We start from the raw sequence: 12,319 nt of genomic DNA, 5'->3' as shown, positions 1-12,319 counted from the left end.
CTGGACGCGACGACCACCGGGTCCGCAGGACACCGTGACGGTCGCCCCACTCATGCGCAGGCCGGCGGGCGAAGGCCGTGGTCGAGCGACTGCCGGACCAGCCCGGCCAGGCGGTTGTCGGGCTCCAGCTCGAGCGCCCGGTCGGCCGCGATGCCGGCACGGGCCCCGTCACCGGACCACCAGGCCAGCGAGGCGAGCAGCGACAGCACGGGGGCGGCGTGGGCGGCCGGCGTCATGCGGCACACCGCCTCGAGCCGGGAGAGCAGCAGGCGCGGCGCGGCAGCGTGGTCCCAGTCGTCCCAACCCTCCGGGTCCAGGCGGCCGGCGGAGCCCGTCGCCCCGACCTGGCCCGCCGGCGTCGCAGAGAAGACCCGGAGGTCGGGACCGAGGAACACCTCCAGCATCGTCACGAGCTCGTCGGGGAGCGACTCGAGCGAGGACGCACCGGGGCAGAGCCACCCGACGAGGGCATCGCGAAACTCCCTGTCGCCAAGAGGGCCGACCACCGCCGGCAACCAGTGCTCGAGCCCGAATCCCTCGATCTCACCGTGCAGCAGGCCGCCCCAGGCCACCAGCGCGTCGTTGACGAGGAACTGTCGCGCCGACAGCTCACCGCCGTCGAGCACGCTCAGGCCGCCGCGGGCAGGGCCGGGCCTGCGCGAAGGGCGTGCGGCCTCGGCGAACCGCCGCTGCCAGTCCTCGATGGCGCCGACCGTGAGCGCATACCGCGGGGCGGAGGCCTCGAGGGGCTCGACCAGGCGGGCCAGACCGGCACGGTCGGGAAGCACGGAGTGGCCGAGCGCCACGTAGCTCGCGACTGCGGGCACGTCAGCCTGCTCGGGCAGCAGCCAACCCTCGTCGGGACAGCAGTCGCAGCCGACCGAACGCCACCTCCCCTCGCGGACGACCAGCCGCTCGCGCACGACCACACCGGCGCGTTCGAGGCCCTCGACGAGCTCCTCGAGCAGCGGCAGCGACCCGTCCGGCTCGTCCTCGAAGCCGACGACGGCCACCGACGACGGCGAGCCCTCGAGGACGGTCGGCAGCAGCTGGGCCGCCGAGGCCGACGCGAGCGGGTCGCCGACGGCGTCGAGCCGGGCCACGAGCCCGAGCCGCTTGCCGTGGAAGCACACCACGACGACGCTGCGCTCGGGCTGGAAGCCGAGGTGGAAGGGAATGATGGTCAGCAGCTCCGCTGGCCCTGACAGTGAGATCTTCGGCATGTCCCGAGCGTGGCCGCGTCTGCCGCTCACCGGCAGACCCCCGAGCGCGCCTGTGGACCGGGGCCGCTCGGCCCGAGGGGGTGTGGATCGTGCGGCTTCAGCCCTCGAGGCGCCTGCGCACGGACTCGAGGACGCGGTCGGTGGCCGCCTGGCGCATCCCCTCGGGCAGGCGCAGGGGCTCAGCCCGCCCGGACTCCGTCCGCCCAGAGCTCCGGCGCGCGGGGTCGGGCTGCCCACGCAGGTGGGCGCCCTGCCCGATCTCCCACGCGATGAACCGGTCGGTCTCCTCGAAGAACGTCTTGACGGCCCACGAGATCACGACGGCGTCGTCGGCCGCGCCCAGCACGGGCAGAACCGCCTCCGGCAGCAGGTCGACGGGAGACGCGACGTACGCCATCGCACCCGCGACGAGCCCGAGGCGCCGGAGGGTCGTGCCGGCATACGTGCCCTCGACGGTGCTGCGCACCAGCCGTGGCACCGCCTGCACCCGCTCGGCGATGCCGGGGCCCCCGGGACGCAGCGAAGCGCGAACGACCGAAGCGACGGCCGCAGCCGTCTTGATGCGCGAAGCGTTCTTCATGGCGGGCCCGGGGGTCACCGGCCGAAGGTCTCCACGGGCGGGAACTCCTTGGCGGCCTGCTTGCCGATGCGCCCGAGCATGTACACGTCGACGCCCGCCCCCACGAGGCCGCCGACGAGCGGCACGCCGCGGCCGAGCCTGGCGAACGTGCCCTGCCCGATGCGACCGAGCAGCCGGAAGCCGACGGCCTTGTTGAGCACCATGAGAGCCGGCGCGGGGAGCCGCTCGAAGGCGAGGGAGGACAGCTTGCCTCCGGCCACCTGCAGGCCGGCCTTCTTGAGCAGGTCGTCGCTGTCGGCACCCGTGAGGGTGAGCAGGATCGCCGACCGGATCTCGGGCTGGTCGATGTCGTAGCCACGCACCTTGGCGGTGGCTGCCGTCATCCGCGTCGCGAGCAGGTAGAACTCGAGGACGTTGGCGGGCAGCGAGACCGGCATCGTGAAGAACCCGCCGAGCCCGGTGGCGAAGCCGCCCACCGCGCCGAGCTGGCGGTGGTCGCGCAGCAGGATGCGCAGCGCCTGGTCACGGTCGCCGCCCGCCTGCTGGAGGGCCTTGGCCGCGACCGTGTGTGCCGAGTCGAACGGGCCCTTGCCGTCGATGCCGATGTCGAGGAGCCGCTCGACGAGCCGGGTGGCGGCGCCGGACAGCCCGCCCTGGGGCGGCTGGGCGGCGCGTTCGAGCGCGCCGGCGCTCTTGGCGTCGCGAACCCGTGTGGCGGTGGCGTCCGACGCCGCGACGGTCTCGTTCCTGCCCCAACCCAACATGCCCACAGGCTTCCATCCTTCGCTCGACGTGTGTGTGCGGCCCGACGGACCTGCAGTCGACACCGTATGCCGGATGAGTCGGCGGCGGCGTCGGCGCAGGTCGTCGGTCTGCTACGCCCGTACCCGCGCTCGCCGGGACGTCACCAGGGCGGTGCGGTCCGACGGGCGTCGGCGCGGTCTCGTAGGGTCACCCCATGGTCGAGACGCGCGACGAGGTCGGCGGCGCAGCGGGCGACGCGCCGATCCTGTCGGTCCCGCTCGTGCAGCTGAGCCGCGACCGCACCTCGGTGAAGTGGCGCCGCTACGCCAACGACGTCATCCCGATGTGGATCGCCGAGATGGACTCGACTCCGTGCCCGCCCGTGGTCGAGGCCGTCCAGGCCGCCGTGGGGTGCGGTGACACCGGCTACGCAACGACGCAGTCCTACATCGAAGCCTTCGCCTCCTTCGCCGCCGACGAAATGGGCTGGCAGGTCGACCCGTCCGTGACGGTGGGGGTCGCCGACGTGCTGTCGGGCGTCACGCACCTGCTCCGCCTCCTCACCGACCCGGGCGGTCCGGTCGTGACCAGCGTGCCTGCCTACAACGCCTTCTTCGAGGTGATCGAGGCGTGCGGTCGCCGCGTCGTCGAGGCACCGCTCACCGCTGACCACCGACTCGACCTCGACCGTCTCGCCACGGTCTTCGGCGAGCTCACCGCGGCCGGCGAGCGCACGGCATACCTGCTCTCCAACCCGCACAACCCGACGGGCACGGTCCACTCGGCCGAGGAGCTCGCGTCGCTGGCAGCGCTGGCCGACGCCCACGGGGTGCGCGTGGTGTCCGACGAGGTGCACGGGCCGCTCGTCATGCCGACGAGCACCTTCGTCCCCTACCTCACCGTCGCCGGCACCGAGCGCGGGTTCACCGTGACGTCGGCCTCCAAGTCCTGGAACCTCGCGGGGCTCAAGGCGGCCGTCGTCGTGCCGGGCGCCGACTCCGTCGACGACGTGCGACGCCTCCACCCCTTCCTGACCTACGGCGCCAGCCACCTCGGTGTCATCGCGCAGGCGGCCGCCTACCGCGACGGGCGCGACTGGCTGCGCCGGCTGGTCGCCGAGCTCGACGCCAACCGGCACCTGCTCCGGGCCCTGGTGTCCGAGCGCCTGCCGGGGGTGCGCCTCGTGATGCCCGAGGCCACGTTCCTCGCCTGGCTCGACCTCGACGGCCTCGGCCTGGGCCCCGACCCGGCGCTCGAGCTGCTGCACCGCTCGCGCGTGGCGCTCTCGCCCGGCGCGATCTTCGGCTCCGGCAACCGCACCTGCGCCCGGCTCAACTTCGGCACCTCGCCCGAGATCCTGCGCGAGGCCGTCGACCGCATCGCGAGCTCCCTTGGCTGACAAGGCTTCCGGGCCGCCACTCGTCGCGCTCGTGCTGGGGCCGTCCGGGGCGTATGCCGTCGGGCCGGGCGTCGACGAGTCGTGGCCGCTCGGCGAGGTGACCACGCGGTTCGTCGACCTCAACGCCCGGCTGGCGCCGCGCTGGGTCGTCTGGTCGGCGGCCGCCGCGCTGCAGGGCGTCCTCGCTGGGGGCGTCGAGGTCAACCGCACCTGGGACCTCGCAGAGGCGCACCGCATCATCCACGGCGGCTGGTGGGCCACCCCGGGTCACGTCGTCGCCGGGTGTCGGGGACTCGACGAGGCGCAGGTGCCGGCGCCGCGGGTGCCTCGCCTGAGGGGTTTCGACGGCGACCTGTTCGACGCGGCGGCGGGGGACGAAGTGTCGATCTTCACGCCGGACGGCCATCTCATCGCCGACGCGTCGGCGCGGGCCACCGACGACGGGCGCCTGCGCGAGCTGGCGCAGCTCGCGCTCGAGTGCCAGCGCGCCCAGCGGGACGCGCTGGAGGGCATCGGCGGCGCGCACGTCGCGCGGCTCGAACGCACGGTCTGGTCCGAGTCGGCCGCCGCCGTGCTCTGCCTGGAGCTGCAGCGGGACGGGCTGCCCGTCGACCGGGCCGCGGCCGAGGACCTCATCGCTGCGTCCGCAGGGCCGCGGGCCCGGGACGACGCCCACGCGGCGACCATCCGTGCCGAGCGCGACGAGGCGGTGCTGCGCCACGCCCGAGGGCGTCAGGGCACCGACCTGCGCAACCCGGGCCAGGTGCGCGAGCTGCTGCTTTCGGTCGGCGTCGACGTGCCCAACACGCGCGCCTGGGTGCTCGAGCCGTACCGCCACACCCACCCGCTCGTCGACGCCCTGCTGCGCTGGCGCAAGGACGAGCGCATCGCGACGACCTACGGCTACCGCTGGCTCGACGAGCACGTCGGCCCCGACGACCGGCTCCGGGGCGCCTGGACGGCGTGCGACGGCGCGGCCGGGCGCATGACGGCGCAGAACGGCCTGCACAACCTCCCCGCTCCCCTGCGCCCCGCGATCTGCGCCGCGGCCGGTCACGTCTTCGTCCGTGCCGACCTCGGCCAGATCGAGCCGCGGGTGCTCGCCGTCGTCAGCGCCGACCGTGCCTTCGCCGAGGCCACGCGCGCCGACGACCTCTACGCCCCGGTCGCCGCGAAGCTCGGCGCCGACCGACCCAAGGCCAAGGTGGCCGTGCTCGCCGCGATGTACGGCCAGCGCTCCGGCGCCGCCGGTGAGGCGCTCAAGGACCTCGAGCGCGCCTACCCCGTGGCCATGGGGCTGCTCGACCGCGCGTACGCCGACGGGGTCGCCCGCAGGCCGGTGCGCACGTGGGGCGGCCGGCTCATCCGCTTCGGCGGGGTGCCCGTGGCGGGTGCCGTCGCCGAGGACCTCGCCGCCGGCCGTCCCGGTGCGGGCGAGTTCTCCGCCACCGGGGCCGACGGGGCGCGGGGGCGCTACGCCCGCAACGCCGTCATCCAGGGGTCGGCGGCAGAGCTCTTCAAGGCCTGGGCGGCCACGGTGCGGCACGCGGTGCGTCCGTTGGGCGGTCAGATCGTGCTGTGCCTGCACGACGAGCTGCTCGTGCACGTGCCCGAGCAGCACGCCGAGGCAGCAGCCCTGGCCGTCGAGCAGACGCTCGGCAGCGCAGCGCGCACCTGGGCGGGCACCGACGAGGTGCGCTTCGTCGCCGACACCTCGGTCGTGCGCCGCTGGAGCGAGGCCAAAGCCTGAGCCGGCGCCCGGAGCGGGCTACTCCTCGTCGTCGGTGACGTCCTTGAGGAAGGCCTCGAACTCGGCGCCGATCTCATCGGCGGTCGGCAGGTCGGACAGGTCCGTCGCGAGCAGGCTGCGCTGCTGCCGGCCCTCGAGGAAGGTGTCGTACTGCTGCTCGAGGGCGCGGACCACGGCAGTGATCTCCTCGCTCTCCTCCATCTGGCGAGCGATCTCCGCGCGGTTCAGGCCCGCGGCAGCGGCGAGGTCGCGCAGGTCGAGGTCCAGGCCGGTCGCGGCGCGGACCCGCTCGAGGCCGAGCACGGCGGCGTCGGCGAACTCGCTCTGGCCCAGGTAGTGGGGCACGTGCACAGCGAACCCGATGGCGTCGCGTCCGGCCTCGCCGAGACGGAACTCGAGCAGTGACGAGAAGCTCGCGGGCACCTGAACCTGGCCGAACGCCGGGTCGTTGCCGACGACGATCCGGGGGTTGGTGCCGTGCGCGGTCACGCCGAGCGGGCGGGTGTGGGGCACCGCCATGGGGATGCCGTGGACGCTGACGGTCAGGTCGACACCGAACGTGTCGATGAGCTGGGTCGTGGCCTCGACCATGCGGTTCCACTGGTAGTCGGGCTCGGGTCCCACGAGCATCAGGAAGGGCACGCCCTCCTTGTCGACGACGCGGTGCAGCAGCAGGCTCGGGTCGTCGTAGCTCGTCCAGTGGTCGCGGTCGAAGACCATCACGGGTCGACGGCCGCGGTAGTCGAGCAGCTGGTCGACGTCGAAGGAGGCGATGACGCGCGACTCGTGCGTCTCGAGGATGTGGTCGGCCATCAGTCGTTGGGTGTGGCCGGCGTCGATGAATCCGCCGAGGGCGACGACGAGCACGGAGGCCTGCAGCTCCTGGAGCATGCTCGGCGAGGTGTCGCTCTCGAACTGGAAGAGCTCGGTCGGGTCCTGCACGGTCTGGCCTTTCGTCGTACGCGGTCCTCACGTCCAACGTCCCGCTCCACCCCATGATTCCCCATGATTCCCCACCGCGGGGTGGCGCTTCCGGCGACAGCGGTCAGGCCTTGACCTTCGCGATGGCCTTGAGGATGCGCTGCGGGGACACGCTGTACGCCGTGCCGACGGTCTGCGCGAAGAGCGAGACCCGCAGCTCCTCGATCATCCAGCCGATGTCGACGACGTCGGCGGCACCCCGCTGGGTGGGCCGGAGCGAGTCGAGCAGGTCGGCGTAGCGGCCCTCGACCAGGTCGACCTGGTCGAGGGCCTGCGCGTCGCGGGCGAGGTTGGCCGGGGCCTTGTCGAGCCGGTGGGCGATGGCGCGAAGGTAGCGGTCGAGGTCCGGCAGGCGGCGCATGCCCGTGTCGGCGACGAAACCGGGTCGCACGAGCTCGCGCAGCTGGGCGCGCACGTCGGCCAACATCGGCCGGATGGCGGTGCTGCTCGACCGGTCGAGCTCGGCGAGCCGGTTCGTCAGCGCGAGGTGCTTGGCGAGGATCGGCTCGACGAGGCCGACGACCTGCACGACCTTGGCGGTCGTGTGGGTGCGGACGGCGGACAGCGCCCACTCGAAGTCCTCGCGGGTGCGCACGGTGTGGTCGATGCGGTCCGTGACGGCATCGTCCCGGATCGCGTCGACGGCGGCGGCGAGGCAGTCGTCGAGCAGGGCGGGCACGCTGCCGTGCGGGTTGTGCCCGAGCGCGAGCTTCTGGGCGTTGGTCAGCCGGGCGAGGATCTGCTTCCACGGCGGCGTGATGCCGAGGAGCAGCAGGCGGCGGACGCCGAGGCGGTGCTCCGCGTCGGCCTCGGCCCGGGTCGGCAGCACCCGCAGGTCGACCGCCGTGCCGACGTCGACGAGCGCGGGGAAGCCCTGGATGCCGCTCGCGCTCTCGAAGGTCGGTGCGACCCCCTCGTCGGGGAACTCGGTGAGCCCGGCGCGCTCGATGCCCGACCCGGCCCGGCTCACCTGCCGCCGCAGCTGCGGCGTCGCGACCTCACGGACGGCCTCCAGGTCCTTGCCGGTGGCAACCGGCTTTCCGTCGGGACCGTCCACCTGGAAGGTCACGCGAAGGTGCGCGGGGACGCGTTCGAACTCGAAGTCGGCGGCACTCACGGCGACCCCGGCCCGGCGGCGCAGCACGGTCGCGAGCGTCGGGAGCAGCGGGCCGGTCGAGGGGTCGAGCTCGGGCAGCACGGCCCGCGCGTGGTCGGGCGCAGGCACGAGGTTGCGACGGATCCCCTTGGGGAGACTGCGGATCAGCGCCGTGACGAGCTCTTCCCGGAAGCCAGGCACCTGCCAGTCGAAGCCGTCGGCGGTGACCTGGTTGAGCCGGTCGACGGGGATGTGGACCGTGACGCCGTCCTGCTCCGAGCCGGGCTCGAACTGGTACGTGACCGGCAGGACGTTCTCACCTTGCGTCCACGTGGTCGGGTGGTCGTCGTCGGCGAGGCTGCCGGCCGTCTCGCGGAGCAGCAGCTCCTCGGTGAAGGTCAGCAGGTCGGGCGTCTGGCGCCGGGCCTTCTTCCACCACGTGTCGAAGTGCCGGCCCGACACGACCTCGGCCGGGATCCGCTTGTCGTAGAAGGCGACCAGGGTGCTGTCGTCGACGACGATGTCGCGTCGACGGGTGCGCGCCTCGAGCTCGCCGAGGCGTTCGACGAGGGCGGCGTTGTCGCGCAGGAAGGCGTGCTCGGTGTGCCAGTCGCCCTCGACGAGGGCGTGTCGGACGAAGAGGTCGCGAGCGAGCTCGGGGTCGATGCGGCCGAGCCCGACGAGGCGACCCACCACCAGCGGCACGCCGTAGAGCGTGACGCGCTCGGTGGCCACGGCAGAACCACGACGTCCGGACCAGCGAGGCTCGGAGTACTGCCGCTTCACGAGGTGCTCGCCGAGCTGCTCGGCCCACGCCGGGTCGATGCGCGCGTTCATCCGGGCCCAGAGGCGTGTCGTCTCGACGAGCTCCTCGGCCATGACGAACTGCGGCTGCTTGCGGAAGAGTGCCGACCCTGGACTGATGCCGAAACGCGCACCCCGCGCGCCGGCATACTCGCGCTTCTGCTCGTCGCGGACGCCGACGTGCGAGAGCAGACCGGAGAGCAGCGACTGGTGCACGGCGTCGGCGTCGACCTCGCCGTGCACGCTGCCGCGCGTGACGTCGAGGCCGGCCTGCTTGGCGGCCTGCTTCACCTGGCTGTGCAGGTCCTGCCACTCGCGCACCCGGAGGTAGTGCAGGAACTCGGCCTTGCAGAGACGGCGGAAAGCGCTGGAGCTCAGGGCCTTCTGCTGTTCCTTGAGGTAGGCCCAGAGGTTGAGCCAGCCGATGAAGTCGCTCGTCTCGTCGGCGAACCTCTTGTGCGAGGCGTTGGCGAGCTCCTGCTTCTCCTGGGGCCGCTCGCGGGGGTCCTGGATCGAGAGCGCCGCGACGATGACGAGGACCTCACGCAGCACGCCGCGCTTGTCGGCCTCGAGCACCATGCGCGCGTGGCGTGGGTCGATCGGCAGCGTCGCGATGGTGCGGCCGTATGCCGTCAGGCGGCGTCCCGGACGCCGGCGACCTCGACCTGTCGGACGGGTGTCGTCCTCCGGCTCGAACGCCTGGAGCTCCTCGAGCAGCCTGATGCCGTCGACGATCTGACGCGAGTCGGGTGGGTCGACGAACGGGAAGCGCGCGATGTCGCCGAGGCCGAGGCTCGTCATCTGGAGGATGACCGAGGCGAGATTGGTGCGGAGGATCTCGGGGTCGGTGAACTCGGGGCGGCTGTCGTAGTCGTCCTCGGAGTAGAGCCGGATCGCGATGCCGTCGGCGACACGCCCGCAGCGGCCGCTGCGCTGGTTCGCCGAGGCCTGGCTGATCGGCTCGATCGGCAGCCGCTGCACCTTGGTGCGCTGGCTGTAGCGGCTGATGCGCGCCGTGCCGGTGTCGATGACGTAGCGGATGCCCGGGACGGTGAGGGACGTCTCGGCGACGTTGGTGGCCAGGACGATCCGTCGTCCGGTGTGCGGCGAGAAGACCCGGTGCTGCTCGGCGGCGGAGAGGCGGCCGTAGAGCGGCACGACCTCCGTCACGGGCAGCTTCATGCCGTTGAGCGCGTCTGCGGCGTCGCGGATCTCACGCTCGCCGGAGAAGAAGACGAGGATGTCGCTGCTCGAGCCGGTGTGGCGCTCGGTCCACAGCTCCTCGACGGCCTCGCACACGCCCGTGACCATGTCGCGCTCGTCGTCGCCGGGACGGTCGGGGTCGACGAGCGGTCGGTAGCGGATCTCGACCGGGAACGTGCGACCGGAGACCTCGATGATCGGGGCGGGCTCCCCCGTCGTCGGGTCGGCGAAGTGCTCCGCGAACTTCTCGGGGTCGATTGTGGCGGACGTGATGACGACCTTGAGGTCGGGTCTGCGCGGCAGCAGCTGCTTGAGGTAGCCGAGGATGAAGTCGATGTTGAGGCTGCGCTCGTGGGCCTCGTCGATGATGATCGTGTCGTAGCGCCGGAGCTCGCGATCACGCTGCATCTCGGCGAGCAGGATGCCGTCGGTCATCACCTTGACGAGGGTGTCGCGGGTGGCGTGGTCGGTGAAGCGCACCTGGTAGCCGACGGCCTGCCCCAGCTCGACGTCGAGCTCCTCGGCGAGCCGCTCGGCCACCGCGCGGGCTGCGATGCGGCGGGGCTGCGTGTGCCCGATCTGCCCGTCGAGGCCGCGCCCGAGCTCCAGGCAGATCTTCGGGATCTGGGTCGTCTTGCCCGAACCCGTCTCTCCGGCGATGACGACGACCTGGTGGTCGCGGATGGCCTCGGCGATGTCCTCGCGCCGGTCGACGACGGGCAGGTGCTCCGGATACGTGATCGGCGGGACGGTCGCCGCGCGTGCCGCGCGACGTGCTTCTCGCTGCTCGGGTGTCGGTCCGCCCTGCGTGGGTCGCCGGCGGGAACCCTGCCCGGGGCGACCCCGACGCCGGGGTGGCCGCGAGCGCGCTGGGGCGTTCGCAGGCTCTTCGGGCATGACGGACAGGATAGGCGGGCCGGGTCGGTGCCTCCGAACGGATATCCGTGCACGTGCTCGGCGCGCGGGTGGCGGCATCGCTCGCCTAGCGTTGCGGTCGTGCGATCCACCGTGACCCTTCCGTTCGGCACCGTCGTGGTCTTGGCCTGCCTGCTCGCGGGCTGCGCATCGCCACCCCCACCCGAGCTGCCGGAGCCGACCTCGACAGCCATGACGGTGCTGCCGACGGAGCCGTCGATCGCCGTGCCCGGCACGGGCACGCCGACGCCGGGCGACCCTGCCGAGCCGCTGTTTCCCGACGGGCCCTGCTCGCCCGGTCAGCTCGACCTCGTGGCTGGTCCGGTGGAGCCGGCTCTGGGCTACCGACAGATGAGGGTCAGGGTGACGAACCACAGCCGTGTGCCGTGCGTGCTGGAGGGCTACGCGACGGTCGCGGCCCGCGGTACGGCCGGGACGGCGTTCACCAACCCGCGCGGCCGCCTCACCGGCGACGGCGGCGACCCCCAGACGGTCCCGCTGGAGCCGGGCGGCAGCGCGCACGTCGACCTCGGGTGGCGCGGCGACCTTGCCGCCGCCGGCGTCGAGCGCGCGGGAGTCCTGTGGCTCGTCGTCACGGACGGCTCCACGCCCGCCGTCGTGCAGCTCGACCCCACCTCGCCGGTCGACATCGTGGACGGCACCGAGGTGCGGGTGGGCGGGTGGAGGCCGGGGGCCGACTGAGCCGCAAGCGTCTCCGCCACGTCGGGAACTCGCCGAGCAACCTGGCGGTCTGATGTGCGACGAACGACGTGGCACAGGACCTACCGTGGTCCCGACCCGAAACGAGGCAGAGTTGTCCGACTCAGACCCCCACCGCCCGGAGCTCCCGGACCCGCAGCACGACCGTCATGTCGCCTTCCCCGACGACGACGGCATCGGTCGGGACGGCTCCGCAGCGGGTGCTGCCGCGGGGGCGGGGACGTCGCTCCCCCCGGAGGCCTGGGCTCCGCGGCCCGCCGAGCCGGCGCCCTCGGTGTCGTCGTGGCAGCCGAACGTGCCGCCCGGCTCGGTCCTGACGACACCGCCGAACCGTGCGTATGCGTCGGTCTCCCGCAGCGGCAACGGCTCGCGCGGGGCCAAGGTGCTGGCGGCGCTCGTGCTCGTACCGGTCATGCTCGGTTTCTTCTCCGGCGGCTTCCACGACGACGTCGGCTACACCGGCGACGGGGGCACCGGCGTCGAGATGCCGATGGGCGGCGCCGGTCCCGACCCGGTGTTCGTCCGCAGCGAACCCGTCGTCGACGCCGCCTCGATCGAAGACACTCTCCTGGAGGGCCAGCCGACCGTGCTCGACGTCCCCGCGGACTCGACCGTCCTCCGCGTCGAGGTCGTCGGTGCGCAAGGCTCCTACATCGACGTCGAGTCCTTCGCTGCCGGACAGTCCGTGGGGAGCAGCACGAGTCAGGCGCCGTACGCCGAGGAGCTCTTCCTCGACGAGCGTCCCGCCACGCTCACCGTGACCGCCCGGACCTCGACCCCGGACCCCGGCCCGCTCCAGTGCCGCATCTACGCCGACGACATCCTCGTCGCCGTCGACACCGGGACCTCGGACGTGACCTGCTCACCGCGCATGTGAAGCAGCAGGACGCGACCGGCACACCAG

At 72.9% G+C, this 12,319-nt stretch carries 9 protein-coding genes; 4 read left to right on the top strand and 5 right to left on the bottom strand.

From position 1 onward, the window contains the following. Nucleotides 1–50: 50 nt before the first annotated feature. The 3 genes from ACXR8F_RS12930 to ACXR8F_RS12920 all read right to left on the bottom strand — a co-directional run bounded on the left by ACXR8F_RS12930 (nt 51) and on the right by ACXR8F_RS12920 (nt 2,567). Nucleotides 51–1,223 carry a DUF4192 domain-containing protein gene (locus tag ACXR8F_RS12930; protein WP_458801001.1) on the bottom strand — a complete coding sequence of 391 codons (1,173 nt, stop codon included), beginning with the start codon at nt 1,221–1,223 and terminating at the stop codon, nt 51–53. A 97-nt stretch (nt 1,224–1,320) separates the two neighbouring features. Further along, on the bottom strand, nt 1,321–1,821 hold the full coding sequence (locus ACXR8F_RS12925) for a YkvA family protein (RefSeq protein ID WP_458800999.1): 501 nt from the start codon (nt 1,819–1,821) through the stop codon (nt 1,321–1,323). Then, complete coding sequence (locus tag ACXR8F_RS12920; protein WP_458800998.1) at nt 1,818–2,567, bottom strand: EcsC family protein; 750 nt, start codon at nt 2,565–2,567, stop codon at nt 1,818–1,820. Before ACXR8F_RS12920 ends, ACXR8F_RS12925 begins: the two co-directional genes overlap by 4 nt. Nucleotides 2,568–2,761: 194 nt before the next feature. Between ACXR8F_RS12920 and ACXR8F_RS12915 the strand changes: the two genes are divergently transcribed. After that, the gene (locus ACXR8F_RS12915; protein WP_458800996.1) at nt 2,762–3,946 is read left to right on the top strand and encodes a MalY/PatB family protein; all 1,185 of its coding nucleotides are present in this window, start codon (nt 2,762–2,764) and stop codon (nt 3,944–3,946) included. Then, nucleotides 3,939–5,696 (top strand): DNA polymerase, encoded by a 1,758-nt coding sequence (locus ACXR8F_RS12910; protein ID WP_458800994.1) that lies wholly within the window; start codon nt 3,939–3,941, stop codon nt 5,694–5,696. Before ACXR8F_RS12915 ends, ACXR8F_RS12910 begins: the two co-directional genes overlap by 8 nt. A gap of 18 nt (nt 5,697–5,714) precedes the next feature. Here the strand turns inward: ACXR8F_RS12910 and ACXR8F_RS12905 are convergent, their stop codons facing one another. Then, entirely contained in the window at nt 5,715–6,638 is a 924-nt protein-coding gene (locus ACXR8F_RS12905) for a PAC2 family protein (protein WP_458800992.1), read from the bottom strand. A 103-nt stretch (nt 6,639–6,741) separates the two neighbouring features. Next, entirely contained in the window at nt 6,742–10,677 is a 3,936-nt protein-coding gene (gene hrpA, locus ACXR8F_RS12900; protein ID WP_458800991.1) for an ATP-dependent RNA helicase HrpA, read from the bottom strand. Between the two features lie 99 nt (nt 10,678–10,776). Here hrpA and ACXR8F_RS12895 point away from each other — a divergent pair, with 99 nt between their 5' ends. Beyond that, nucleotides 10,777–11,397: a DUF4232 domain-containing protein gene (locus tag ACXR8F_RS12895; RefSeq protein WP_458800989.1), complete on the top strand. Its 621-nt coding sequence runs from the start codon at nt 10,777–10,779 to the stop codon at nt 11,395–11,397. Between the two features lie 112 nt (nt 11,398–11,509). Beyond that, nucleotides 11,510–12,292 (top strand): hypothetical protein, encoded by a 783-nt coding sequence (locus tag ACXR8F_RS12890; RefSeq protein ID WP_458800987.1) that lies wholly within the window; start codon nt 11,510–11,512, stop codon nt 12,290–12,292. Nucleotides 12,293–12,319 lie beyond the last annotated feature (27 nt).

Source organism: Terrabacter sp. AAH1 (assembly GCF_054456855.1).
The sequence above is the reverse complement of the archived record's forward strand: the minus strand, read 5'-3'. Positions and strand labels throughout refer to the sequence as shown.

Excerpts from the sequence above, each read along its gene's own strand:
- ACXR8F_RS12930 (WP_458801001.1), bottom strand. The coding sequence starts at position 1,223 with ATGCCGAAGATCTCACTGTCAGGGCCAGCGGAGCTGCTGACCATCATT.
- ACXR8F_RS12920 (WP_458800998.1), bottom strand. The coding sequence starts at position 2,567 with ATGTTGGGTTGGGGCAGGAACGAGACCGTCGCGGCGTCGGACGCCACC.
- ACXR8F_RS12915 (WP_458800996.1), top strand. The coding sequence starts at position 2,762 with ATGGTCGAGACGCGCGACGAGGTCGGCGGCGCAGCGGGCGACGCGCCG.
- hrpA (WP_458800991.1), bottom strand. The coding sequence starts at position 10,677 with ATGCCCGAAGAGCCTGCGAACGCCCCAGCGCGCTCGCGGCCACCCCGG.